General features: G+C 61.3%; 23 protein-coding genes. 22 read left to right on the forward strand and 1 reads right to left on the reverse strand.

Going from position 1 to position 25,953, the window contains the following annotated elements:
• Positions 1 to 85 precede the first annotated feature (85 nt).
• The 4 genes from KW821_RS04770 to oxyR all read left to right on the forward strand — a co-directional run bounded on the left by KW821_RS04770 (position 86) and on the right by oxyR (position 4,531).
• Positions 86 to 943, forward strand: a complete 858-nt coding sequence (locus KW821_RS04770) for a Vmh family MBL fold metallo-hydrolase (RefSeq protein ID WP_042652705.1) — start codon at positions 86 to 88, stop codon at positions 941 to 943.
• 80 nt (positions 944 to 1,023) lie between these two features.
• Positions 1,024 to 1,668 carry a DsbA family protein gene (locus KW821_RS04775; protein ID WP_218290609.1) on the forward strand — a complete coding sequence of 215 codons (645 nt, stop codon included), beginning with the start codon at positions 1,024 to 1,026 and terminating at the stop codon, positions 1,666 to 1,668.
• A 166-nt stretch (positions 1,669 to 1,834) separates the two neighbouring features.
• Entirely contained in the window at positions 1,835 to 3,472 is a 1,638-nt protein-coding gene (locus tag KW821_RS04780) for a methyl-accepting chemotaxis protein (protein ID WP_218290610.1), read from the forward strand.
• 162 nt (positions 3,473 to 3,634) lie between these two features.
• Entirely contained in the window at positions 3,635 to 4,531 is an 897-nt protein-coding gene (oxyR, locus tag KW821_RS04785; protein ID WP_218290611.1) for a DNA-binding transcriptional regulator OxyR, read from the forward strand.
• A gap of 65 nt (positions 4,532 to 4,596) precedes the next feature.
• Here oxyR and KW821_RS04790 read toward each other — a convergent pair whose 3' ends face one another.
• Entirely contained in the window at positions 4,597 to 7,086 is a 2,490-nt protein-coding gene (locus KW821_RS04790; RefSeq protein WP_218290612.1) for a penicillin-binding protein 1A, read from the reverse strand.
• A gap of 295 nt (positions 7,087 to 7,381) precedes the next feature.
• On the opposite strand from KW821_RS04790, the gene tapM reads away from it, so the two are divergent.
• The 18 genes from tapM (at position 7,382) to KW821_RS04880 (ending at position 25,463) form a co-directional block, all read left to right on the forward strand.
• Complete coding sequence (gene tapM, locus KW821_RS04795) at positions 7,382 to 8,443, forward strand: PilM family type IVa pilus assembly protein TapM (RefSeq protein WP_305729936.1); 1,062 nt, start codon at positions 7,382 to 7,384, stop codon at positions 8,441 to 8,443.
• Positions 8,431 to 9,000 carry a PilN domain-containing protein gene (gene tapN / locus KW821_RS04800; RefSeq protein WP_218290614.1) on the forward strand — a complete coding sequence of 190 codons (570 nt, stop codon included), beginning with the start codon at positions 8,431 to 8,433 and terminating at the stop codon, positions 8,998 to 9,000. Before tapM ends, tapN begins: the two co-directional genes overlap by 13 nt.
• Complete coding sequence (gene tapO, locus KW821_RS04805; RefSeq protein ID WP_218290615.1) at positions 8,997 to 9,596, forward strand: type 4a pilus biogenesis protein PilO; 600 nt, start codon at positions 8,997 to 8,999, stop codon at positions 9,594 to 9,596. The genes tapN and tapO overlap by 4 nt, the downstream gene beginning before the upstream one ends.
• 2 nt (positions 9,597 to 9,598) lie before the next feature.
• Complete coding sequence (locus KW821_RS04810; RefSeq protein WP_042652697.1) at positions 9,599 to 10,126, forward strand: pilus assembly protein PilP; 528 nt, start codon at positions 9,599 to 9,601, stop codon at positions 10,124 to 10,126.
• A gap of 16 nt (positions 10,127 to 10,142) precedes the next feature.
• The gene (locus KW821_RS04815; protein ID WP_218290616.1) at positions 10,143 to 12,359 is read left to right on the forward strand and encodes a type IV pilus secretin PilQ; all 2,217 of its coding nucleotides are present in this window, start codon (positions 10,143 to 10,145) and stop codon (positions 12,357 to 12,359) included.
• Between the two features lie 191 nt (positions 12,360 to 12,550).
• Positions 12,551 to 13,069, forward strand: a complete 519-nt coding sequence (gene aroK, locus KW821_RS04820) for a shikimate kinase AroK (protein WP_218290617.1) — start codon at positions 12,551 to 12,553, stop codon at positions 13,067 to 13,069.
• A 16-nt stretch (positions 13,070 to 13,085) separates the two neighbouring features.
• Positions 13,086 to 14,168 (forward strand): 3-dehydroquinate synthase, encoded by a 1,083-nt coding sequence (gene aroB, locus KW821_RS04825; RefSeq protein ID WP_218290618.1) that lies wholly within the window; start codon positions 13,086 to 13,088, stop codon positions 14,166 to 14,168.
• Positions 14,158 to 15,711 carry an AAA family ATPase gene (locus tag KW821_RS04830; protein WP_218290619.1) on the forward strand — a complete coding sequence of 518 codons (1,554 nt, stop codon included), beginning with the start codon at positions 14,158 to 14,160 and terminating at the stop codon, positions 15,709 to 15,711. The genes aroB and KW821_RS04830 overlap by 11 nt, the downstream gene beginning before the upstream one ends.
• A gap of 70 nt (positions 15,712 to 15,781) precedes the next feature.
• Entirely contained in the window at positions 15,782 to 16,654 is an 873-nt protein-coding gene (locus tag KW821_RS04835; protein WP_042652692.1) for a Dam family site-specific DNA-(adenine-N6)-methyltransferase, read from the forward strand.
• A 410-nt stretch (positions 16,655 to 17,064) separates the two neighbouring features.
• A complete protein-coding gene (gene rpe / locus KW821_RS04840) occupies positions 17,065 to 17,739 on the forward strand; it encodes a ribulose-phosphate 3-epimerase (protein WP_218290620.1) in 675 nt (224 codons plus the stop codon).
• Positions 17,726 to 18,394, forward strand: a complete 669-nt coding sequence (locus KW821_RS04845; RefSeq protein ID WP_042652690.1) for a phosphoglycolate phosphatase — start codon at positions 17,726 to 17,728, stop codon at positions 18,392 to 18,394. The genes rpe and KW821_RS04845 overlap by 14 nt, the downstream gene beginning before the upstream one ends.
• Before the next feature lie 17 nt (positions 18,395 to 18,411).
• A complete protein-coding gene (gene trpS / locus KW821_RS04850; RefSeq protein ID WP_042652689.1) occupies positions 18,412 to 19,416 on the forward strand; it encodes a tryptophan--tRNA ligase in 1,005 nt (334 codons plus the stop codon).
• Between the two features lie 122 nt (positions 19,417 to 19,538).
• Entirely contained in the window at positions 19,539 to 19,754 is a 216-nt protein-coding gene (locus KW821_RS04855) for a hypothetical protein (RefSeq protein ID WP_042652688.1), read from the forward strand.
• A gap of 24 nt (positions 19,755 to 19,778) precedes the next feature.
• On the forward strand, positions 19,779 to 20,360 hold the full coding sequence (locus tag KW821_RS04860; protein WP_218290621.1) for an aminodeoxychorismate synthase component II: 582 nt from the start codon (positions 19,779 to 19,781) through the stop codon (positions 20,358 to 20,360).
• Between the two features lie 278 nt (positions 20,361 to 20,638).
• A complete protein-coding gene (locus KW821_RS04865; protein WP_218290622.1) occupies positions 20,639 to 21,856 on the forward strand; it encodes an aspartate aminotransferase family protein in 1,218 nt (405 codons plus the stop codon).
• Positions 21,857 to 21,930: 74 nt separating this feature from the next.
• On the forward strand, positions 21,931 to 22,950 hold the full coding sequence (astA, locus tag KW821_RS04870; RefSeq protein WP_042652685.1) for an arginine N-succinyltransferase: 1,020 nt from the start codon (positions 21,931 to 21,933) through the stop codon (positions 22,948 to 22,950).
• Positions 22,951 to 23,014: 64 nt separating this feature from the next.
• Entirely contained in the window at positions 23,015 to 24,484 is a 1,470-nt protein-coding gene (gene astD, locus KW821_RS04875; protein WP_218290822.1) for a succinylglutamate-semialdehyde dehydrogenase, read from the forward strand.
• Between the two features lie 181 nt (positions 24,485 to 24,665).
• Positions 24,666 to 25,463 (forward strand): DUF1338 domain-containing protein, encoded by a 798-nt coding sequence (locus tag KW821_RS04880; RefSeq protein WP_218290623.1) that lies wholly within the window; start codon positions 24,666 to 24,668, stop codon positions 25,461 to 25,463.
• Positions 25,464 to 25,953 lie beyond the last annotated feature (490 nt).

Consider the following 25,953-nt stretch of genomic DNA (forward strand, 5'->3'; position numbering starts at 1 on the left):
TGTGCTCATTATGCGGTATTTGTACCGATAAAGTTTCAATAAACTGTGTTCATTCGATGACAAGCGACCTTATGAGGAATACCCGATGAACACAGCACTTCGTACCCTGACCCTGGCCAGCACCCTGCTCAGTGGCGCCGCCCTGGCGGGCCCGCTGACCGTGACCGTCTACAACCCGGGCGAGCAGGGCATTTTCCCGGTCTCCTCCGAGCTGGTGAGCGGTGATAAAGAGGCCATCCTGATCGACGCCCAGTTCGGGGTGAATGACGGCAAGGCCCTGGTGGATCTGATCAAGCAGAGCGGCAAGAAGCTGACCACCGTCTATATCAGCGGCGGGGATCCCGACTTCTATTTCGGGCTTGAGCCCATCAAGGCCGCCTTCCCCGACGTCAAGATCTTGGCCAGTCAGCACGTGGTCGACCATATCAGGCAGACCAAGGATGCCAAACTGGCCTATTGGGGCCCGATCCTGGCCGAGCAGGCGCCCAAACAGTTGATCGTGCCGGAAGTGATGACCGCTTCCCAGCTGACCCTGGAAGGGAAGACGATCGAGATCAAGGCGATGAACACCCCGAGTGCCTACCTCTGGGTCCCCTCCATCAAGACGGCGTTCGGCGGCGTGCCGGTATACAGCGGTACTCACGTGTGGATGGCAGACAGCCAGACCAAGGCGGCGCGGGCGCACTGGGTGCAGACCCTCAATGAGCTGCTGGCCCTGAAACCGGAGCGGGTCGTGCCGGGCCACTTCCTCGGGGCCGAGCCCAAGGGCGCCGAGGCGGTGACCTTCACCCGCGACTATGTGCAGCGCTTCGAGCAGGTGCTGGCCAAGTCCAAGGGGTCGGCCGAGCTTATCGACGGTTTGAAGCAGGCCTTCCCGGCCCTGCCGGTCGACGACGGCCTGGCCATCGGTGCCAAGGTCAATACCGGCGAGATGAAGTGGTAATGGCCTGAGTCCATTTCCCTGTGTTTTTTACCGGGCAGCAGCTGCCCGGTTTTTTCAATTGATGGCGCCGGAGTGAATCCATGAACGAAACCACCTTGCATTATGTGTACGACCCCCTCTGCGGCTGGTGCTATGGCGCAGCCCCCCTGCTCGCGGCCGCGGCCGGGATCCCCGGCCTTAGGATCGCGCTGCATGCCGGCGGCCTCTGGCTGGGCCCGCGTCGGCAGCCGATGGGAGAGGCGCTGCGCGACTATGTGCGCCCCCATGACGAGCGGATCCAGGCCCTGACCGGCCAGCCATTTGGGACACGCTACTTCGACGAGCTGCTGCTGAGCGAGGGCCTGTCCCTCGATTCCGAGCCGCCCATTCGCGCCATCCTGGCGATCGACGAGCTGGGGGGAGATGGCCTGATGCTGCTGCACCGCATCCAGCAGTGCCACTATCGCGACGGCCGCTGGGTGGGCTCCCTGGACAACCTGGGCGAACTCGCGGCGGAGCAGGGCATCACGAGAGGCGCGTTCGAGCTGGCCTGCCAGAGGGTGGATCTGGCCGGGCATCTGGCGGAGAGCCAGCGCTGGTTGCGCCGCCTCGGCGGTCAGGGGTATCCGACCCTGGGGTTGATGCAGGGCGAGCGGATCACCTCGTTGCCGACCGCCTCCTTCCTGGGGGATCCGGCCGCTTTTGCTGCCCATCTCGTTCAGGCGATCGGGCAGGGACACGCCTAGTCATGAGAGATCTGGTCTGAACAGTGCCTTTCAGAGCCATATTTGCTCATGCTTGGAGCCGTGCTGACGATATAGGATGACGCAGCTAAAAATATCCATTTATGGATAGTCATCATGTCGGGCATGAATGTCCCGAATGTGTCTCTTGTCGGCAAGGATCTTCACCATGTTCAAAAACATGTCTATTAGCCAGAAACTGAGCGGTGGGTTCGCCGTCTTGGGCGTCCTGATCGTCGCCCTTGCTTGGTTTTCCGTGTCCCAGTTGTCGGGTCTGTATCGTGACAGCACCGAGATCACCGGCAACCTGATCCCGAGCATGCAGGCCGCCAACCAGATGGAGATCGCCCTGCTGGATGCGCGACGGGCCGAGCTGAACATGGTGATAGCGGCGCGGGAAGATCTGCAGGAAATCGCGCTGCACGACAAGACCTACCAGGCGGCCAGGCAGGAGTTCGACGCCGCGGCCCAGTCCTATGGTGCCATGCCGTTCACCTCGGGGCAGGAGGAGCAGGAGTTCATGGCCCTCAAGGCGGCGGCCAGCCAGTACTTCACCTCCCATGAGCAGCTGATGGCGGCCCTGCACAAGGGGGATCTGGAACGGGTCATGTCCCTGCGCAAGGGGGAGACCCTGGTCGCGCTGGAGGCCGTCAGCAAGCAAGCTTTGCTGCTGCGCAGCATCAACGACAACGCCGCCCGTGACATGACCACCACCATCAAGGGGGTGTATGAAGATTCCCGGCTGCTCAACATCCTGGTCGGCTCGATCGCCGTGCTGTTCGTGGTGGTGGTGGCCTGGCTGCTGACTAGGCTCATCCGCAATCCGGTCATGCTGTTGCTGGCCCAGACCCAGAAGGTCTCGGCGGGGGATCTGGCGACCGAGCTGAGCCTGGCTCAGTTCAACAATGATGAGCTGGGGCAGCTGGCCAGGGGCTTTGGCGAGATGCAGGGACGCCTGCGGGACCTGGTCAGCGAGGTGTCCGGCTCTGTGGTGCAGCTCAGCTCGGCCGCCGAGGAGATCAGCGTGGTCGCCAGGCAGTCGGCATCCAGCATGAACAACCAGCAGCATGAGCTGAACCAGCTGGCGACGGCCATGAACGAGATGCAGGCCACGGTGCAGGAGGTCTCCCGCAACACCAACGACGCGGCGGGGGCGGCCACCCTGGCCAGCAGCACGGCCGAGCAGGGCGCTCATACCGTCAACGACTCCATAGTGCGGATCGAGCAGGTTGCGACCGCCATCGAGAGCACGGCCGAGGTGATCCGCCAGCTCGGCGACGACAGCCGCAACATCGGCATGGTGCTGGAGGTGATCCGCGGCATCGCCGAGCAGACCAACCTGCTGGCCCTGAACGCCGCCATCGAGGCGGCCCGGGCGGGTGAACAGGGGCGCGGATTTGCGGTGGTGGCCGATGAGGTGCGCACCCTGGCGAAGCGAACCCAGGATTCCACCGCCCAGATCAACACCATCATCTCCGAGCTGCAGCAGCGGGCGGAGCAGGCCGGCAGCACCATGGCGCAGAGCCAGGCGCTGATGCAGGCGACTGTCGGCACGGCGCGGGAGGCGGGGGCCTCCATCACCGAGATCAGCGGCTCGGTCGAGAGCATCTCCCACATGAACATCCAGATAGCGACGGCGACCGAGGAGCAGGGGGCGGTGAGCGAAGAGCTCAACCGCAACGTGGTCAACATCAGCCATGCCTCGGAGGAGGTGGTGGCCGGGGCGACCCAGATGGCAAATGCCTGTCAGGATCTCAATCTGCTGGCGACGCAGCTGCAGGAGATGGTGCGTCGTTTCCGGGTGTGAGCACCCGTTGATGATGGCCCTTAGCGCGGCCCGGATCTCGTATCCGGGCCCGTTTTGTTTTGCTGTGCCGGGCCGGATCTTCCCGTTTGATGCTCATCCCTTGTCCCCCTGCCCGTTCTTGGGCATCCTAATGGCCCCATTGATTGGCCGGATTCTGGATGTATGAACCTTCGCGATCTCGAGTATTTGGTAGCGCTGGAAGAGGAAAAACACTTTCGCAAGGCGGCGGAGCGCTGCTTCGTCAGTCAGCCGACCCTGAGCGGCCAGCTGCGCAAGCTGGAAGATGAGCTGGGGGTGATCCTGATCGAGCGCACCTCCCGCAAGGTCTTGTTCACCCCCGCCGGCGACGCCATGGCCCGGCAGGCCCGCAAGGTGCTCAAGGAGGTGCGCGAACTCAAGAGCATAGGCCAGCACTTTGCCGAACCCATGTCCGGTGAGATCCACATCGGCTTCATCCCCACCGTCGGTCCCTACCTGCTGCCCCACATCATTCAGGATCTGAGGGAGCACTTCCCCAAGCTGGAGTTCTACCTCTACGAGGAGCAGACCCAGGCGCTGCTCAAGCGGCTGGAGGAGGGGGGGCTGGATTGCATCATACTGGCCGAGCTGGAGGGGATGGAGGGATTCGGCTCTATACCGCTGTATCAGGAGCCCATGTGGCTCGCCGTGCCCCAGCAGCATCCCGAGGCGCAGGCTAAGGCGGTGCCGCTGCACAACCTTAAAGGCAAAAAATTGCTGATGCTGGCCGACGGCCACTGCCTGCGGGATCAGGCTATGGGGTTCTGTTTTGCCGCCGGGATCGGCGAGGATCAGCGCTTCAAGGGCACCAGTCTCGAGACCCTGCGCAACATGGTCGCGGCCGGCAGCGGCCTGACCCTGATCCCCCGCCTCGCCGTGCCGGCCAACCAGGAGGAGGGGGGCGTCAGCTACCGCCCCGTGGTGGATCCGGTGCCGGGCCGCACCATCTCGCTGCTCTATCGCCACTACTCGGTGCGCCGGCCCTGCTTCAATGAGCTGGCCACCCGCATCTCGTCACTGATACGGCCGCAACTCGGTTAAGCCGCCCAGCTCCCCATAAAAAAACCGGCGCCTTGGCGCCGGTTTTTGTCATCTAAGGGTTCTGCTTAGAAGATGTCGTCGGTCGAGACCGGGCCATCGCTGCTTGAGCCATCGCCACCATAGACCTGATTGCCATCGGAGAGCTGGCTCGCGTAGCGGGTCGGCTCAGTCCCTTCCTTGAAGAACTCCTCCATGGTGCTGCCATCGGTACGATTGGTCAGCAGGCCGGTCTCGCGATCGATGCGCACCTGCATGACCCCCTCCGGCACCGGCATCTTGCGCTCGGGCACCTGCTTCAGCGCCGTCTTCATGAAGTCGATCCAGATGGGCTGCGCCGCACCGCCGCCGAATTCGGCCCGGCCCAGACCGCGCTGGTGGTTGTCAAAACCGATCCAGGAGGTGGCGACCAGGTTCGGGGTGTAGCCGGAGAACCAGGCATCCCGCGATTCGTTGGTGGTCCCGGTCTTGCCCGAGATGTCGTGACGCTTGAGGTCACGGGCCGCACGCCAGCCGGTACCACGCCAGCCATTGCCACCCCAGATGGCGGTGGTCAGGGTGTCGGTGACCAGGAAGGCACTCTGGGCACTGATGGTCTGGGGAGCCATGTTGTTGGGCACCACAGGGTCGATCGGGCACTGGGCCTTCCAGTCAGGGACTGTATTGGCATAGGCGTCGGCGCTGTCGAGCCCGGCGGCGGCCAGCACGCCGCAATCACGGCAGGCGGCGGCCGGATTGGCCTGATACAGGGGGGTGCCAAAGCTGTCGGTCACTTCGGTGATGAAGTAAGGGGTCACCTGGAAGCCGCCGTTGGCCAGCACCGAATAGCCACGCACCACTTCCAGCGGGGTGAACTCGGCGGCGCCCAGCGCCAGGGATTCGTTGGCGGAGATGTGATCGCGCGCGAAGCCGAAGCGGGTCAGGCCATCGATGTAGGTATCCAGCCCGATGGCGCGCATCAGGCGCACCGACATCACGTTCTTGGACTTGGCGAGCCCCAGCCGCAGGGTGGTGGGGCCTTCATAGATGGCCGGGGAGTTCTTGGGCTGCCACATGGGGCCCTTGGCCGGATCCCACTGGTTGATGGGCGCATCGTTGATCAGGGAGGCCAGGGTGTAACCCTGCTCCAGCGCGGTGGCATAGAGGAAGGGCTTGATGTTGGAGCCGACTTGGCGGCGCGCCTGATCGACCCGGTTGAACTTGGACAGCTCGAAGCTGAAGCCGCCGACCAGCGCCTCTACGGCCCCGTCCTGCGGGTTCATGGCGACCAGGGCGGCGTTGACGTCGGGGATCTGGGAGAGCAGCAGCTCTTCCCCTTTCTCCCGCACCCAGATCTGGGCGCCGACTTTCAGCACGTCCCGTGCCGATTTCGGCGCGTAGCTCTGGCGATCATCGGTGATGAAGGTGCGCGCCCACTTGATGCCGTTCCAGCCGAGCTCGGCCTGCTTGCCATTCTTCAGCACCAGGGTGGCGCTCTTGTCGCCGACCTTGGTGACCACGGCCGCCATCAGCGGCTGGTAAGTCGGTTGCTTGGCCAGGTGGGCCATGATCTGGTCGTAGTCCCAGCCGGCTTCACCCGCCTTCCACAGCAGCGCGGTCGGGCCGCGATAGCCATGGCGGGTGTCGTAGTCGAAGACCCCGTCCAGCAGCGCCTGATGAGCGGCGCGCTGGCGTTTGGCGGTGACAGTGGTGTAGACGTGCAGCCCCATGGTGTAGGCATCCTCACCAAACTGCTCCACCATCTTCTGGCGCACCATCTCGCTCAGATAGGGGGCATTGAGGGTGGTCTCGGCACCGTGATAACGGGCCTTGATCGGCATCTTGGAGGCTTCGTCAAACTGGGCCTGGGTGATCTTGCCGGTCTCCAGCATGCGGCCCAGCACCACGTTGCGACGGGCGAAGGCGCGCTCGGGCGAACGGATGGGGTTGAGCATGGACGGCGCCTTGGGCAGACCGGCGATGATGGCGATCTCGTCAAGGGTCAGGTCTTTGACATCCTTACCGAAGTAGACCTGAGCGGCGGCCCCGACCCCGAAGGCGCGGTAGCCGAGCGGGATCTTGTTGAGATAGAGCGTCAGGATCTCGTCCTTGGAGAGATTCTGCTCGATGCGCCAGGCCAGGAACACTTCCTTGACCTTGCGCACCAGGGTCTTCTCGTTGCTCAGGAAGAAGTTGCGCGCCACCTGCTGGGTGATGGTACTGGCGCCCTGACGGGCCTGACCGGAGACGGCCCAGACGGTTGCGGCGCGGATGATGCCGATGGGGTCTATCCCGGGGTGCTCATAGAAGCGCGCATCCTCGGTGGCGAGGACGGCATCGATCATGGACTGGGGCATTTCGTCCAGGCGCAACGGGATGCGACGGATCTCGCCAAATTGGGAGATCAACTCACCGTCCCGGCTATACACCTTCATCGGGGTGGCCAGCTTGATATCGCGCAGTGCGCTCACATCCGGCAGCTGGGGCTTGATGTAGAAATAGATGCCGATGAGGCTGGCAACACCCAGCACAGCACCCAGCATCATCACAATAAACAGGCGAACGAGCCATTTCAGCATGGAAGAACTACCAATCGTCTTAAAATTAGCCAACGGGCGCAGAGTATAGCCTTTTTACCCCCGCAGATTCGAGGTTTTCCTGACCAAAGAGCCGGGCCTCGAGGAGAGGCGCGAGGGTAGCATTCCATGACGTAATTACCAAGGGGCGCTGGCCATGGCGGAAAGGAGAGGTGCATCAACTTTTGACATAAACTTTATGACATTGATAGATAGAGCATTATATTGAGGTAAGCCATCACCTTCTGATGAGCTGACCTACAATCAGTCCTAAACCCAATAACGCATGGATGTGTATATGTTTGGGCTATTCAGCAAAGGATCCCTCCTCTCCTTGGCGGGCATTGACTTTGGTAGTCAAACCATCAAGGCCGTCACCCTCACCGGACGTCCCGGCAAGGTGCATCTCGAATCGATCGCCGAGATCGCCATGCCCAAAGGCACCCTGGTCGATTACCAGTTGCAGGATATCGAGCGCGTCAGCCAGTCCCTCAAGTCACTCAAGCGACTCATTCAGGGGGAGTGCCAGCAGGTGGCGACCGCTGTGACCGGCTCCAATGTCATCACCAAAGTCATCCAGGTCGATGCCAACATCAACGACAGCGAACTCGAGAGCCAGGTTCAGATGGAGGCGGAGCAGATCATCCCGTTTCCGCTCGATGAGGTCAGCCTGGACTTTGAGATCCTCGGCCTGACGGCCGACGCGACCCGCCAGGAGGTGTTGCTGAGTGCGGCTCGCACCGAGAGCGTCAACGGCCGGGTCAGCGCCCTGACCGAGGCCGGCATGAGCACCAGGGTGGTGGATGTGGGGGCCCATGCGCTGGGGCGCGCCGTGCTGGCCTGCCTGCCCGAGTTGCAGACGGGGGACAAACCGGTCGGGATCGTCGACATCGGTGCCAGTGCCATGACCTTTGCCGCCCTGATCAGGGGCCAGGTGATCTACTCCCGCTTGCAAAACTTCGGTGGCGATCAATACAGCCAGGCCCTGGCATCCTTTTACAGCATGACGCTGGATGACGCCGAGCAGGCGAAGGTCCAGGGTACCCTGCCTGCCGATCACGAGCAGGATGTGCTCATACCCCATCTCAATACCCTGATACTGCATATCAGGCGCAACGTGCAGCTGTTTTGCAGCTCGTCGGGCAACAAGGAGTTGCCCAAGCTGGTGTTGACGGGCGGGGGCAGCTTACTGCCGGGCCTGGTCGAGCAGATGGGCACGGATCTCCATTGTGAAGTCTTTCATCCCGATCCCTTTGCCCTGCTCGGCAAACCCAAGGGGGAGAGGGGACTGGCTCATGGCGCCAAGTACATGGCCGCCCTGGGTCTGGCACTGCGGAGCTTCACACCATGTCAAATATAAACCTCCTGCCCTGGCGGGTGGCCAGGGCCCAGCGTCAGAAGCAGCAGTTTGGCGCCATGATTGGCCTGTTTCTGGCGGGGACGGCCGCCCTGGCCTTTGCCATCGACTGGCTGGTGGTGCAGCAGATCGGCCATCAACAGCAACGCAATCAGCGGCTGCAGCAGGAGATGACCATACTCGATGCCCAGCTAGGCGAGATCCGGCTGCTCCAGGCACGACGCAAGGAGCTGATCGACCGCATGCAACTCATAGAGCAGTTGCAGACGAGGCGCAATGTACCGGTGCGCCTGTTCAACCAGCTGCCCATGCTGGTGCCCAACGGGGTCTATCTCAATACCCTCGCACTGCAAAACAACCGCATCGATGTCAACGGCAAGGCAGAAGCCTATGGCCGGGTAGCCAGCATGATGCGACGTATCGATGGCTCAGGCTGGCTGGGGCAATCACAGATCAGCACCATCTTCACGGCAGACTTGGCTCCCATTGCACTCAGCCAGTTCTCCATGATGTTCCAGATCGCCACGCTCCCCCAGAACGTGGCTAAGGGGCAACAATGAATCTACAACAGCTCAATGAACTGGATCTCAACGACATGGCGCGTTGGCCCAAGGTCGCCAAGGGGATCTTCATCCTGATCTGCTGCGCCTTGCTGGGCGGCGCCATCTATTACTATGTTATCGCCAACTCCCTGACGGCGTTGCGCCAGGAGGCCGGTAAAGAGACCGAACTGAAGGCGCAGTTCGAGAGCAAGGCCATGCTGGCCGCCAATCTGGAGGCATACCGCAAGCAGATGGTGCAGTTGGAGCATCTGGTCGATGCCCAGCTCAAACAGCTGCCCAATACCCATGAGGTGGCGGGGCTGCTGGATGACATCAGCTTCATCGCCACCGATAACGGGCTCCAGCTGAACAGGATCAACTGGGAGGCCGAGGTCCAGCACGAATTTTCGACCGAGCTTCCCATGCGTATCGAGGTGGTGGGGACCTACCACGAGCTCGGCAAGTTCACGGCCGACATGGCGGGCTTGCCCCGTATCGTGATCCTGGAATCATTCCAGCTCAATCAGAGCAAGGAGCAGGGGGAACTAATCGGCATGTCCATGCTGGCCAAGACCTACAAATACAACGGCAAAACCGTGGGGCAGAAGCCATGAGCATGAGAGCGATCAGCGTCCTGTTGCCGGTGCTGCTGCTGGCGGCCTGTGGCGGTCAGGAAGACATGGATGAATATGTGCTGCAGACCAAGGCAAGGCCGCCCATCCCCATCGAGCCCTTGCCGGAAATAAAGCCGTTTTCCCCTATGGCCTACCAGCGTAGCGATCAGCGCAGCCCCTTTATTGAGCCCCAGCCCGAGACCAGCTCCAAGGTGGATGGCAAGGTCAAACCCGAGTGTGCCCAGATAGTGGCCAATCGCGAGAAAGAAGTGCTGGAGCGCTATTCGCTGGCCAGCCTGAGCATGCAGGGATCAATTGGGAGACAGGGACAATTATGGGCGCTGATCAGAACCCCGGATGGACACGCCATGCGGGTCGGACTTAATCAATACATGGGGCTGGATCAGGGAAGGGTCATCAAGATCACCAATACCCATGTTGACTTGATGGAGACGGTACCGGATGGCAAAGGATGCTGGGTCACCCGAGAAACACAGCTGGCCATGGCCAATCTCGACGCAAAACTATGATCAGGGATGAGCAGAGATGAGAACAACAATAAGCAGGATGAGCGGTGTGGCGCTGCTGTGTCTGGGCGCATGCAATCAGGTGTGGGCGGTGGCGGCGCTGCAAGAGGTCAAGGTGAATCCACTGTTGGCCGATCAGCTCGTGCTGGAACTGAGCTTCAGCGAGCCGGTGAGTGGCTTTACCGACAGACTCTCCTATGAACCCAATCAGCTATTGCTGCATGTGCCCGGCGCGGTAGGAGCACTGACGGTCAATCCCTTGCCCATCAAGCAGCAGGGGGTGGACAGCCTCAAGGTGGAGGGCAAGGGAGAGGGGTTGGATATCAAGATAGCGCTCGATCAGCTGACCCCTTATCAGGTCCATCAGCAGGGCAACAAGTTACTGGTGTCATTGGGGGAAAACGCCAGCCAGCCAGTCGCGGCGGTTGCTTCTCCTGCTGCAACTCAGTCGGCGCTGGTCAAGAGCCAGCCGGTCACTCAGTCGGCCTTGATTGATACCCAGCGGATCGCCCAGAACCAGTCCCAGTATCAACCTCAGCCCCAACCCGTCTCGGCGCCGGTGGCAGTACCCGTTGCAGCCAACAAGCCGGTGCTGTCCGTCTCGCAGGCGAACACGGGGGGAGCTTATTTCAATTCGGTCAAAGGGGTGGACTTCCGCCGTGGCAAGGAGGGGCAGGGGGAGTTTCTGGTGACCCTGGACAACAGCTCGGCGGCGGTGGATGTCAGCAGCCGCGGTCAGAAGGTGCTGGCCAAGTTCCACGGTACCCGGGTACCGGATGAGCAGCTCAACCTCATCAACGTTCAGGATTTCGCGACCCCGGTCTCTCAGGTGGAGGTCTTCCGTCAGGGTAACGACACCCTGTTCGAACTCTCGGTCAATGGCCAGTTTGATTATCGCTACGATCAGGCCGACAAGATGTTCATCATAGAGGTGAAAAAACGCGTCGCCACCACTGCCGCTAAGCAGTACCAGGGCAAGCCGATCTCCCTGAACTTTCAGGATATCCCGGTACGGACCGTGCTGCAGATCATCGCCGACTTCAACAATCTCAACCTGGTGACCACGGACTCCGTCTCCGGCAACATCACCCTGCGCCTCGACGGTGTGCCCTGGGAGCAGGCGCTGGACATCATCCTCAAGGTCAGAGGGCTGGATAAACGGCTGGATAACAACATCCTGCTGGTGGCCCCGGCGGACGAGATAGCCGCCCGTGAGAAGCAGCAGTTGGAGAGCCGCAATCAGGTGGCCGATCTGGCGCCGCTCTACACCGAATACATGCAGATCAACTATGCCAAGGCGGCGGAGGTGGCGGCGCTGCTCTCCTCCGAAAGCACCAAGCTGCTCTCCCCCAGAGGGGCGGTGAGCGTGGATGAACGCACCAACGTGCTGGTGGTCAAGGACACGGCGGACGTCATCGGCAACGTCAAGCGGATGCTGGATATCCTCGACATCCCGGTCAAGCAGGTGGTGATCGAGGCGCGCATGGTGACTATAGATGACGGCTTCGACGAGGCGCTGGGTGTGCGCTGGGGGGTGACCAAGACGGATGGTCACGGCAATGGCACCTCGGGTACCATAGAGGGCAATGATGGTTCGGGCAACAATGCCAGTACCTCGACCATAGTGCGGCCCGGCATCGAAGATCGGCTGAACGTCAACCTGCCGGTTACCAACGCGGCCGGCACCCTGGCCTTCCAGGTCGCCCGCCTGGCCAATGGCACCCTGCTGGACCTCGAGCTGTCGGCGCTGGAGAAGGAGAGCAAGGCTGAGATCATCGCGAGTCCCCGCGTCACCACGGCCAACCAGAAACCGGCGCTGATCGAGCAGGGGACCGAGATCCCCTATGTGGAGTCGTCGTCCAGTGGCGCGACCTCGGTGACCTTCAAGAAGGCGGTGTTGAGCCTCAAGGTCACGCCGCAGATCACCCCGGACAACAGAGTCATTCTGGATCTGACCGTGACTCAGGATACCAAGGGGGAGACCGTGCCGACCGGTACCGGTGATGCCGTCTCCATCAATGCCCAGTCGATCACCACCCAGGTGCTGGTCAACAACGGTGAGACCCTGGTGCTGGGGGGGATCTATCAGCAGACCATCAAGAGCGATGTCACCAAGGTGCCGCTGCTGGGAGATATTCCCGGCCTTGGCTACCTGTTCAAGAAAACCACCAGCGAGAACAAGAAACGTGAACTGCTGATTTTCGTGACCCCGCGGATAGTTACGGATACCCTCTGAATGCTTTACATGTGAGGGTAAAACACATATAACCTTACGCCCCGATGAGGCTGGGGCGTAAGGGCTGCGGTTGCCAGTCCTGATTTCTATTGAGATAATCCCCCTCCTGATCCATCGCAAGATAAGGTTCATAGGTACCCCGGTCGACTGTTTACCGGGGCCATACAGTTTGTAATTACTAACGAAAAGACATGGCTGAGAAACGCAATATTTTCCTGATAGGTCCCATGGGTGCGGGCAAGAGCACCATAGGTAGACATCTGGCAGAACAACTGCACATGGAGTTTTTCGACTCAGATCATGAGATTGAGCGCCGCAGTGGTGCCGATATCGGCTGGGTGTTCGATGTTGAAGGCGAAGAGGGTTTCCGGATCCGCGAAGAGAAGGTGATAGGTGAACTCGCCGAGCAGCAGGGTATCGTGCTGGCTACGGGCGGCGGCGCCATCATCAGTCGCGAAACCCGCAACAAACTCTCTGCGCGTGGCATCGTGGTCTACCTCGAAACCACCATTGAGAAGCAGCTGGCACGTACCCAGCGCGACAAGCGTCGTCCCCTGCTGCAAACCGAAGAGCCCCCGCGTGAGGTGCTGGAGCGTCTGGCGCAAGAGCGCAATGCCCTGTATGAAGAAGTGGCTGACTTTGTCATCCAGACGGATGATCAGAGCGCTAAAGTTGTTGCCAATCAGATTGTTAAGTTGATTGGCATGTAATCAATAGAGGACGTCCATGGAAAGGTTGAAGGTCGAACTGGGTGAACGCAGCTATCCGATCGAGATAGCTGCAGGTCTGTTGCAACACCCCGAGGTGCTGACGCAGACCATCAAGGGCAAGCGGGTCATGATAGTGACCAACACAGTAGTGGCTCCCTTGTATCTTGAGCAGCTCATTCAGCTGTTGTCCGGTTTTCAGGTGGAACACCTGATCCTGCCGGATGGCGAGGCCTATAAGACCTTGGCGACCTTCGAGCGGATCATGTCTGCTCTGCTGGAAACCAACCATGGTCGTGATACCACCCTCATCGCCCTGGGGGGTGGCGTGATAGGTGACGTTGTCGGCTTTGCTGCGGCAAGCTATCAACGTGGCATTCCGTTCATTCAAGTGCCTACCACGCTACTCTCCCAGGTTGACTCCTCCGTCGGCGGCAAGACCGCCGTCAACCACCCTCTTGGCAAGAACATGGTGGGCGCCTTCTATCAGCCCAAGCATGTCGTCATCGATACCGACTGCCTCAAGACCCTGCCCGTGCGTGAATTTGCCGCCGGCATGGCCGAGGTGATCAAGTACGGCATCATCTGGGATGCCGAATTCTTCTCCTGGCTCGAAGCCAACATGGTGCGTCTGCAGCGGCTCGAGACGGGCGCGCTCTCCTACGCTATCCGTCGTTGCTGCGAGATCAAGGCCGACGTGGTGGGGCAGGATGAGACCGAGCACGGCGTGCGCGCCCTGCTGAACCTGGGTCATACCTTCGGCCATGCCATCGAAGCCGAGAAAGGCTATGGCAACTGGCTGCATGGCGAGGCGGTGGCCGCGGGCATGATGCTGGCAGCGGCAACGGCCGAGGCGCGTGGCGAGCTGAGCGCGGCTCAGGTCGCGCGGATCCGGGCCCTGCTGCTGGCGGCCGATCTGCCGGTGCAGGCGCCGGCCGAGATGGATTTTGCGGCCTTCATTCGCCATATGCGCCGTGACAAGAAGGTGCTGGAGGGCAAGCTGCGGCTGGTGCTGCCGGTCGGGATCGGCCACGCCCAGGTGGTGGCCGATGTGACGGATGCCCAATTGATGGCGGTGATCGAGTCTGGTCGTGACCAATAAGTTACTGAAATTCCCTTCCCAGCGGCAGCTGGTTGACCGGCTGCTGCACCTGATTGAGTTCAATCACCCCTTCATCTTTCTCTCCGGCAAGGCCGGCAGCGGCCGTGGCACCCTGTGCGAGTCTCTGCTGGGCCAGCTGCCGGACCAGGTGCGGGTGGTGAGCCTCATCGGCAGCGCCGCCATGAAGATAACGGACGTGCGCCAGCTGCTGTTGCAGCAGGTGGTGGCCAGGCCGCTGTTCAATCCGCAGGATGCGCTGGCCGACAGCTTCTTCCGCATGCTCGAGGGCAAGTCCTCGACCCTGCTGCTGCTGATCGAGCGCGCAGACGAGCTGCCTGCCGAGCTGGTCGGGGAGTTGTGGGCGCTCTGTCGCCATAACGACACCCTCGAGAATCCCCACAAACTGGCGATCCTGCTCTCGGGCAATGACGCCTGGTGTCGCAGCCGAAAGGGGGCGCTCAAGGGACGGGCTATGCCCGCACTCGAGCTGGAAGTCGCGCCCCTGAGCGCACCGGAGCAACGCATCTTCTTGTACGAGAAGGCCAAAGAGCTCAAGATCCCGGCGGCGCTCTTGCCCAAGTCGAAAGTTGAAGAGATGCTGAGTGCGGCAAACGGACACCCGTCCGCCATCATGCAGTCATTGGAGGATATCATGACCGACAGAAGGCCCAAGAAGCGTCAGGCCGAGTTGCCCGTCAAGAAAATAGCGACCGTGCTGGCCCTGGTCGCCGCCGGTTTGCTGGCCCTGAGTTACCTGCCGTTTTTTGATGGCAAGGGGTTCGATGAGGCGGGCAAGGATGACTCCCAGGCGTCGTCCCAAGGGACGGCCCTGCCCGATCCCGTCGCCAAGGATCCGCTCAGTGTCGGTGGCACCAGCGCCGCCCAGACCACCAGCGGTAATCAGGTGGCGCGAGACTGGCAACCCGAGGCCAAGCCGCTGCCCAAGAAGGTCGAGAGCGAGACGGTCACGACCGAGTCGACCAATTACGAGGGGCGCCGGGTCGTCATCTCCGACGAGGTGGTCGAACAGTTGATGAAGCAGCCCAATGTCAGCGGTGCCCTGCCCACGGCGGTGGTGGACGAGCTGACAGGCGCCGGCTCCCAGGCAGTTTCGACCCAGGGACTGGTGGCGCAAGCCAGCCAGCCCACCACTTCGGCCAAGAGCCAGAGTGGATCTGCGGCGGCTCAGGCGGCGCCCAAGCCTGCCGTGACCGCGGTCCCCGTGGCGGCGCCGGCCCCCAAGGTGGCGCTGACGCCGGCCGCGACCCTGAACCAGAAGGCCAAGAATCACTACAGCATCCAGCTGATGGGGGCGAGCAACACCCAGGCGGTCGATGCCTTTGTGGCCGAGCATGGGCTGGCTGGCAAGGTCTGGGTCTACAAGACCCGCTTCCGTGGCAGCCCCTGGTACGTGGTGGTACAGGGGGATTATGCCAGCAGCACCCAGGCCAAGGCGGCGATCCGCAAGCTCACTCCTGCCTTGCTCAAGGGACAACCCTGGCCCAAGTCGTTTGCCCAGATACAAAAAGAGTTGAAGCAATAGCCATTCAGCCCGGGAAGGGGGTAGAATCGTCCCCCCTTTTTGGGCAATGCCTTCTTAACACCGGATTTCCATGAAAAAAACACGCGCGTTTTTAAAATGGGCCGGGGGAAAATATTCCCTGGTCGAAGAGATAGCCGAGCGCTTGCCGGCCGGGCGTGTGTTGCTGGAGCCCTTCGTCGGGGCTGGCTCAGTGTTTCTCAACACCGATTACGATGCCTATGTGCTCAACGATATCAATCCGGATCTGATCGGTCTCTACAACCATCTCAAGCAGAAGCCGGACAACTTCATCCGCGAGGCGCGCAAGCTGTTCGTGGCCGAATACAACCACAAGACTGCCTACTACCGGCTGCGCACCCAGTTCAACCAGACCGAGGCCGGCTTTGAGCGGGCCCAGCTGTTCCTGTTCCTGAACCGCCATGGTTTCAACGGCCTCTGCCGTTACAACAAGAAGGGCGGCTTCAACGTGCCGTTCGGTTCCTACAAGAAACCCTACTTCCCGGAGAAGGAGCTGTGGGCCTTCGCCGAGAAGGCGCAGAAGGCCACCTTCATCTGCGAAAGCTATGCTGATGCCATGGCCAGGGCGGAGGAAGACTGGGTGATCTACTGCGATCCCCCCTATGCGCCGCTCTCCACCACGGCGAGCTTCACCAGCTACTCGGCCGGCGGCTTCACCCTGGACGATCAGGCCCTGCTGGCCCGGTTGGCGCGCCACACCGCTGCCCACAAGGGGGTGCCGGTGCTCATCAGCAATCACGATATCGAGCTGACCCGCGAGCTCTATCGCGGCGCCCGGCTGGACGAGATCCTGGTCAAGCGCACCATCAGCCGCAATGGCAGTGGTCGCAACAAGGTGGCCGAGCTGCTGGCGCTCTACCCGCCCGGCATAGCCCCCGAGCAGGGCCACTACCCGAGCGATGCCGAGCTGGTTCCTCTGGGTTGATCCTCTGGCGGCACCTTCGGGTGCCGCCAGCGTTTTCGGGCCAGGAGAGCGTTTTTGGTGGCTAGCCGCTGGCCTCTGCGGTGTCCTCCCCGCGCTTGAGTCGTTTTCATCGGATATTGGCGGTAACGCTGGCGGTCCACTTTCTCTTCCCCCTGTTCGGGCTGTTTTCGGTGGATATGGACGGTAAAGCCGATGGCTTGCGCTTCCTCCCAGTGTTCGGGTCGTTTTCATCGGATATTGGCGGTAACGCTGGCGGTCCACTTTTTCTTCCCCCCGTTCGGGCTGTTTTCGGTGGATATGGGCGCTAAAGCCAGTGGCTTGCGCTTCCTCCTGTGTTCGGGTCGTTTTCATCGGATATTTGCGGTAAAATTGCGCCGCTTTTTCTGCCAAGCTGCCAATGGATGACGCTGATGAAAGACTTTCTGATTGCCCCCTCGATCCTCTCCGCCGACTTCGCCCGTCTGGGTGAGGATGTCGCCAAGGTACTGGCCGCCGGTGCCGACGTGGTGCATTTCGATGTGATGGACAACCACTATGTCCCCAACCTGACCATAGGCCCCATGGTCTGTCAGGCCCTGCGCGACTACGGCATCGAGGCGCTCATCGATGTGCACCTGATGGTCAAGCCGGTGGATCGCATCGTCCCTGACTTCGCCAAGGCGGGTGCCAATCTGATCACCTTCCACCCGGAAGCGTCCGATCACGTCGATCGCACCCTGGGGCTCATCAAGGAGCAGGGCTGTCAGGCCGGCCTGGTGCTGAATCCTGCCACGCCGCTCACCTGCCTCGAGTACGTGATGGACAAGCTGGATGTGATCCTGCTGATGTCGGTCAACCCGGGCTTCGGTGGCCAGAGCTTCATCCCCGGCACCCTCGACAAGCTGCGCCAGGTGCGTCGCCTGATCGACGAGAGCGGCCGCGACATTCGCCTCGAGATCGACGGTGGGGTGAAGGTGGAGAATATCCGCGAAATCGCCGAGGCCGGTGCCGACATGTTCGTGGCCGGCTCCGCCATCTTCGGCAAGCCAGACTACAGGACCGTCATCGACCAGATGCGCACGGAGCTTGCCCATGTCAAGCGCTGAGCGTGATTTTGATCTGGTGCTGTTCGATCTGGACGGCACCCTGATCGACAGCGCCCCCCAGCTGGCGCTGGCGGTCAACCGCACGCTCGGCGAGCTGGGGCTGGCCGAGGCCGACGAGGCCGTGGTGCGTACCTGGGTCGGCAATGGCGCCGACAAGCTGATCCAGCGCGCGCTGGATTACCGCGCGGCCCCCGAGCTGTTCGCCAGGGCGCGCCCCCTGTTTGACCAACACTACCAGGCCTGCCTGCTGGAAGGACTGGCCATGTACGACGGGGTCGCCCAGAGTCTGCGCCGCCTGCAGCGGCTCGGTTACCGCCAGGCCGTGGTGACCAACAAGCCGAGCCACTTCGTGCAGCCCATCCTGGATGCCCTCGGCATCAGCGATTGTTTTGCGCTCTGGCTGGGGGGCAACTGTGTGGCCCAGAAGAAGCCGAGCCCGGCGCCGTTGCTGCACGCCTGCCAGGAGCTGGGCATCAGCCCGTCGCGCACCCTGATGGTGGGCGACTCCGAAAATGACGTGCTGGCCGCCCAGGCCGCCAGCATGAAGGTAGTGGGGCTCACCTACGGCTACAACTATGGCCGCCCCATCGCAGATTCCCGCCCGGACTGGGTATGCGAGCAGTTTGCCCAGCTCGATGCCCTGCTGGTTGAATAACAAGGATCAGAACACTCATGGCTAAACCTATCGTATTGAGCGGGGCCCAACCCTCGGGCCAGCTGACCATCGGCAACTACATGGGCGCCCTGCGTCAGTGGGTCAACATGCAGGATGACTTCGACTGCCTCTATTGCATCGTCGATCTGCACGCCATCACCACCCGCCAGGAGCCTGCCGCCCTGCGCAAGGCGTGCCTGGACGCCGCCGCCCTCTATCTGGCGGTGGGCATAGATCCGGCCAAGAGCACCGTCTTCATCCAGTCTCATGTGCCGCAGCACGCCGAGCTCGGCTGGATCCTGAACTGCTACACCCAGATGGGCGAGCTGTCGCGCATGACCCAGTTCAAGGACAAGTCCGCCCGTTTCGAGAACAACGTCAACGTCGGCCTGTTCGGTTATCCGGTGCTGATGGCGGCCGACATCCTGCTCTATCAGGCCAATCAGGTGCCGGTCGGCAACGATCAGAAGCAGCATCTGGAGCTGACCCGCGACGTCTGCACCCGCTTCAACAACCTGTACGGCGAGGTGTTCACCCTGCCGGAGCCCTTCATCCCGACCGACGGCGCCCGGGTGATGAGCCTGCAGGATCCGACCAAGAAGATGTCCAAGTCCGACGACAACGAGGCGAACTTCATCGGCTTGCTGGAGGATCCCAAGCAGATCGTCAAGAAGATCAAGCGGGCGATGACCGACTCCGACGAGCCGGCGGTGGTGCGCTTCGATCCGGAGAACAAACCCGGGGTCTCCAACCTGCTGACCCTGATGTCCGGCGTGACCGGCCGCTCCATCCCGGAGCTCGAGCAGCACTTCGAAGGCAAGATGTACGGTCACCTCAAGAGCGAGACCGCCGATGCCGTGGTCGCCCTGCTGGAACCCATCCAGGCACGCTTCCGCGAGCTGCGTCAGGATGAGACTCATCTGCAGGCTATTTTGGCCGCCGGCGCTCAAAAGGCGCGGGAAAGGGCTGAAAAAACACTGGTCAGCGTATATGATGTAGTCGGCTTCGTTCCTCGAGCCTGACATACTGGGAAGGTGTAGTAGAAGAGAGCTGGGTATTCGCCTGGCTTTCTTTGTTTTACCGACCCCTTATTCGTGAATTCATCTTCCAATTTCAAACGCGGGTTTCTGCCCCAAGAGCAAGCATGTCCGTCGAACCAAATATCGTGAGTGAAGTACTGGATGACAAGGGTCACTGGCTGCGCAAGTTTCGCAAGGCCAAGAACCTCAACACCCTGCAGCTGATGGTCTCCAATGCCATCGACAAGCACCACAAGATCCCTGCCGTCGCGGCCGCCATCTACCTGGCCGAATGCCAGCGCGAGCGCGAGCTGGAGCAAGGGCGCTATCTGGATCGTTAATCCCCTGTCCCCGGTTGTTGCCCCATGCTGTTGTTGATCGATAACTACGACTCCTTTACCTGGAACCTGGTGCAATATTTTGGCGCCCTGGGGCAGGAGGTGGTGGTGAAGCGCAACGACGAGCTGAGCCTGGATGCTATCGCCCGGCTCGCCCCCCGTTATCTGGTGATCTCCCCCGGTCCCTGCACCCCCAATGAGGCGGGTATCTCGCTGGCGGCCATCAGCCGCTTCGCGGGCCAGCTCCCCATCCTTGGCGTCTGCCTCGGCCATCAGTCTCTCGCCCAGGCCTTCGGCGCCAGGGTGGTGCGCGCCCGTCAGGTGATGCACGGCAAGACCTCCCTCATTCGCCATAGGGGAGAGGGCGTGTTCAAAGGATTGAAGGATCCGCTGCGGGTCACCCGCTACCATTCGCTGGTGGTGGAGCGCGAGAGCCTGCCCGACTGTTTCGAGGTCACCGCCTGGAGCGAGCACGCCGATGGCAGCGTCGACGAGATCATGGGGCTGCGCCATAAACACCTGCCACTGGAAGGTGTTCAGTTCCATCCGGAGAGTATTCTGAGCGAGCAGGGCCACCAATTGCTGGCCAACTTTCTGGCCGGTTCCTGAGAAAATCGTGATGCTCATCCCAGAATCGGAATGAGCCCAAAAATATTTTCCCTGACACTTTATTCACCTCTCCCCCTGCCCAAATTATCTCTTGCCAACACCCCCTGAGCCGTTATGCAATGCGGTTGCCTAAAATCTCACAGGCAATCGAACATTGTTCCCTGTAACTCGGCTTGTTGCAGACTTTTAGCTTTTTTTCTGTGACAATGCCGATGTGTTTACATGGATTTAACTTTTGAGCGGTGGATTATTCTGTCGCCAGATCGAAGGAGAGCAATATGTCAGAGTTGTTGGCAGTGACACGTGAAGTGTTTGATGAAGTGATGGTTCCCAACTATGCGCCCGCCAAGATCATCCCGGTGCGTGGTGAAGGGTCACGTGTCTGGGATCAGGAAGGCCGTGAGTATGTCGACTTCGCGGGCGGGATCGCCGTCAATGGCCTGGGCCATTGCCATCCCAAGCTGGTCGAAGCCCTGAAAACCCAGGGCGAGAAGCTGTGGCACCTCTCCAACGTGATGACCAACGAGCCGGCCCTGCGCCTGGCCAAGAAGCTGGTCGCCGCCACCTTCGCCGACAAGGTCTATTTCTGCAACTCAGGTGCCGAAGCGAACGAGGCGGCCCTCAAGCTGGCCCGTCGCTATGCCATCGAGAAATTCGGTGCCCACAAGACCCAGATCATCGCCTTCCATCAGGGTTTCCACGGCCGCACCTTCTTCACCGTCAGCGTCGGCGGCCAGGCTGCCTACTCGGACGGCTTCGGTCCCAAGCCCGCCGACATCACCCATGTCACCTACAACGATCTGGCCGAGTTGGCCTCGGTCATCTCCGACAATACCTGTGCCGTGGTGATGGAGCCGCTGCAGGGTGAGGGTGGCATCATTCGTCCCACCGACGAATTTGCCAAAGGGGTGCGCGAGCTGTGCGACAAGCACAACGCCCTGCTGGTCTATGACGAGGTGCAATCCGGGGTCGGTCGTACCGGCGAGCTGTTTGCCTACATGGGTCTGGGCGTCACGCCGGACATCCTCACCAGCGCCAAGGCGCTCGGCGGCGGCTTCCCCATCGGCGCCATGCTGACCACTACCGAGATCGCGGCTCACCTGAAAGTGGGTACTCACGGCTCCACCTACGGCGGCAACCCGCTGGCGTGCGCCGTGGCCGAGGCGGTGATCGACGTGGTCAACACCCCGGCGGTGCTGACGGGTGTCAAACAGCGCGAAGCCCTGTTCCGTGCCGGCATCGAAGCCATCAATGCCAAGTACCACTGCTTCAGCGAAGTGCGTGGTCAGGGTCTGCTGCTCGGCGCCGTGCTGAACGATGACTTCAAGGGGCGCTCCCGCGATTTCCTGCTGGCCTCCATCGATCAGGGGCTGATGGCGCTGGTAGCGGGTACTAACGTGGTGCGCTTCGCTCCCTCGCTGGTTATCCCGGAAGCAGACATCAAGGAAGGTCTGGCCCGGTTCGAGAAAGCGGTCGCTCAGGTGGTTAACGCCTGATCCAAGTTGAGGTGGGGAGCCCTCCCGGCAGGAGCCGGGACCCCACCTGTCGTCAATGAAAGGGAGTTGTCATTATGTTGGTTATCCGTCCTATCGAGCAGCGCGACTTCGCCGGCCTCAAGACCTGTGCCATCGAATCCGGTACCGGCATGACTTCATTGCCGGTCAACGATGAGCTGCTGCAACGCAAGATCGATGCCTCGACCCAGACCTTCCTGGACAAGCCTGCGGGCAAGGGAGACTGCCTCTACTTCTTCGTGGCCGAAGATCTGGAAACCGGCGAGATGGTCGGCACCTGTGCCATAGACGCGGCCGTTGGCCTGTCCCAGCCCTTCTACAACTATCACATCGGCAAGGTGGTGCACTCTTCCCCCAAGCTCGGCATCTACAACGTGGTCGAGACGCTCACGCTGTCCAACGACTACACCGGCAACTCCGAGCTGTGCACCCTGTTCCTGCGTGAATGCGCCCGCGAGGGGCTCAACGGCCGGCTGCTGTCCAAGCACCGTTTCCTGTTCATGGCCGAGCACCCTGAGCTGTTCGACCAGACCGTGTTTGCCGAGATGCGTGGCGTCTCCGATGGCGACGGTCACAGCCCCTTCTACGAGTGGCTGCAGACGCATTTCTTCTCGATGGACTTTCCCACCGTCGACTATCTCACCGGCATCGGCAAGAAGCGCTTCATCGCTGAGCTGATGCCCAAGTACCCGATCTACGTCAACCTGCTCAGCAACGAGGCGCGGGCCGTCATCGGCCAGACCCACGAGAAGACCCGCCCGGCCATCAAGATGCTGCAGGACGAAGGCTTCGTGAATCGTGGCTACGTCGACATTTTCGACGCCGGCCCCACCGTCGAGTGCGATGTGAAACACATCCGCAGCGTGCGCCGCAGCCAGAAGCTGCGGGTGCTGGTGGGCGAGCCCATCGGTGGTCACACCTATCTCATCTGCAATGCCCGTTTCGAACAGTATCGTGCCTGCTACGGCAACATCCGGGTCGATCTGGACAAACACGAAGCCATCATCCCGCCCAAGATGGCGGCCGCCATCAAGGTGGCGAATGGCGACATGGTCCGGGTCGTCGACCTGGAATGATTGGAATACCACAGCATCTGACGCAGGTGGCCACGGCGGCCTGCGCACCACAGGGAGTGAATGGATTATGTCTTTAGTGCAACTGATCGATGGGCACTGGCTTGCCGGTGAAGGCAAGGCATTCGAGTCAAAGGATCCGGCCAAGAACCAGGTTGTCTGGCAAGGCCTGGCGGCCAGCGCCGCTCAGGTGGATGCCGCCGTCAAGGCCGCCCGCAGCGCCTTCTACCATTGGTCCGACTTGAGCCTCGACGATCGCCTCGCGATAGTGCGCCGATACGCCGACTTGCTCGGTGAGCACAAGGAGGCGCTGGCGCTGACCATAGCCCGCGAGACCGGCAAGCCGCTGTGGGAGACCCGCACCGAGGTGGCTGCCATGCAGGGCAAGATCGCCATCTCCATCCGCGCCCATGACGAGCGCACCGGCACGGTCGAGAACCCCATGCCAGGCGCCAAGGCGTTTGTGCGCCACAAGCCCCACGGCGTGGTCGCGGTATTCGGCCCCTACAACTTCCCGGGCCATCTGCCCAACGGTCACATAGTGCCTGCGTTGATTGCCGGTAATACCGTGGTGTTCAAGCCCTCCGAGCTGACCCCCATGGTCGCCGAGGCCATGCTCAAGCTGTGGCAGGAGGCGGGGCTACCCAATGGCGTGTTGAACCTGGTGCAGGGCGAGGTGGAGACCGGCAAGGCGCTGGCCGGCAACCCGGACATCGACGGCCTGTTCTTCACCGGCTCGTCCCGCACCGGCCACTTCCTGCACCAGCAGTTTGCCGGTCAGCCCGGCAAGATTCTGGCGCTGGAGATGGGCGGCAACAACCCGCTGATCGTCAAAGACGTGAGCGATGTGGACGGCGCCGTCCATGCCATAGTCCAGTCCGCCTTCATCACCTCGGGCCAGCGCTGCACCTGCTCGCGCCGCCTGTTCGTGGAGCGCGGTGCCAAGGGGGATGCACTGGTCAAGCGGCTGGTCGAGGTGGCCGGTCAGATCAAGGTCGGTCTCTATGATGCCGCCGATCAGCCCTTTATGGGCGCCATGATCAGCGAGCGGGCGGCGCTCGGCATGGTGGAGGCGCAGGCCAGCCTGCAGCGACTGGGGGGCGAGAGCCTGCTGGCGCTCAAGCATCTGGAGGCGGGTACCGGCTTCGTCTCCCCCGGCATCATAGACGTGACTGCCGTGGCGGCACTGCCGGACGAAGAGTACTTCGGCCCGCTGCTGCAACTGATCCGTTATGACGACTTCGACGCCGCCATCGACCAGGGCAATGCCACCAGCTTCGGCCTGTCGGCCGGCCTGCTCGGTGACAGCGAGGCGGACTGGCAGCACTTCTTCAAGCGCATCCGCGCCGGCATAGTCAACTGGAACAAGCCCATCACCGGCGCCTCCAGCGCCGCGCCGTTCGGTGGCATAGGTGCCTCCGGCAACCACAGAGCGAGCGCCTACTACGCCGCCGACTACTGTGCCTATCCAGTTGCCTCGGTGGAAGACAGCAAGGCCGCCATGCCGGATCAGCTGTCGCCTGGCCTGACGTTCTAGGAAAGAGGCAGATATGAACAGGCAGGTGCTGGCCGACTACTGTACCCATTGCCCGGTCGCCTCGGTGGAAGACAGCAAGGCGGCCATACCGGATCAGCTGTCCCCCGGCCTGACCTTCTAACAACCATGAAAGGGCATCCCTGGGTGCCCTTGTCTGTACCCGCAATCAAAGGAAAGAGAGATGCAAAAGGATATCGACACCCTGTTTGGTCATCTGTGGGATAACTACATTCAAGTCACCCCGAGTGCCCACAAGGTTCATCAACTGCTGGGGGGCGGCGCGCCCATCATCAACGATCATGTGGCGTTTCGTACCTACAACCTGCCCAAGCTGGGGCTGGAGAAACTGGCTGCCCACTTCCGTGCCCTGGGCTACGAGGAGAAGGGCGAGTACGTCTTCAAGGCCAAGAAGCTCTACGCCAAGCACTTCGAGCACCAGGATCCGGACGCTCCCAAGGTGTTCATCAGTGAGCTGAAGGTGGAGGAGCTCTCCCCGGCGGCCCAGGCCATCATCCACAAGCTGGCAGATCAGGTGCCCGATCATCTGACCGATACTCCGGCATTCCTCTATACGGGCGCCCCCTGGCAGGTCTCCTGGGCCGATTACCAGACCCTGCTGGCGGAGAGCGAGTATGCGGCCTGGATGGCAGCCTGGGGCTATCGCGCCAACCACTTCACGGTCAACATCAACCGCTTGAGTGACTTCGACACCATAGAGCAGGTCAACGGGGCCCTCAAGGCGGCGGGCTTCGTGCTCAATACCGTGGGCGGCGAGGTGAAGGGGGACCCACAGGTGATGCTGGAGCAATCCTCCACCATGGCCGACAAGGCGGACGTGCCCTTCAGCGACGGCGTGCGCACCATACCGAGCTGCTTCTACGAGTTCGCCCGCCGCTACCCCCAGGCCGATGGCGTGCTCTATCCTGGCTTCGTCGAAGCCTCGGCGGACAAGATCTTCGAATCTACCAACGCCATGTGATGACTCCGAACGCAAAAAACGCCCCGCATGGGGCGTTTTTTTATGGTGCCGGCGCCGGTCGGCATCGTCTTTGCCTCACCTCTTCGGATGGTTCCGCTCACGCGCATGCGCGCTCATGGGCTCAGAGGTCGGCACAGGGGGTTATTTCGCGTCATGGCGTGGAATATCCGTTGTCAGATGTATCTAATTGGTCTCCAGCGGATACGATTCATGGGCGGACGGCTTATTCTATCTCCTTGAAATAATACGGAAGACACTAATGAGTTTGCGGCCTTGTGAATGGAATATATCGGCTTGGATCAGCAGATGATTATACAGAGTAGTTCAGGTCCGCTTTATAAAGGGTTTATCAAATATGTGATCCAGCCCTTGACCCATCCCAATAAACATATCTTTAAATCCAGAATTGACATGTTATTGTAGTTTTGGGCGACATAGTATGTAAAGCATACTGATATGCAGTCGATGTAATTCAGCTGTTTATGAAGTG

The sequence above is a fragment of the Aeromonas sp. sif2416 genome (assembly GCF_019218665.1).
Lineage (GTDB): Bacteria > Pseudomonadota > Gammaproteobacteria > Enterobacterales > Aeromonadaceae > Aeromonas > Aeromonas encheleia.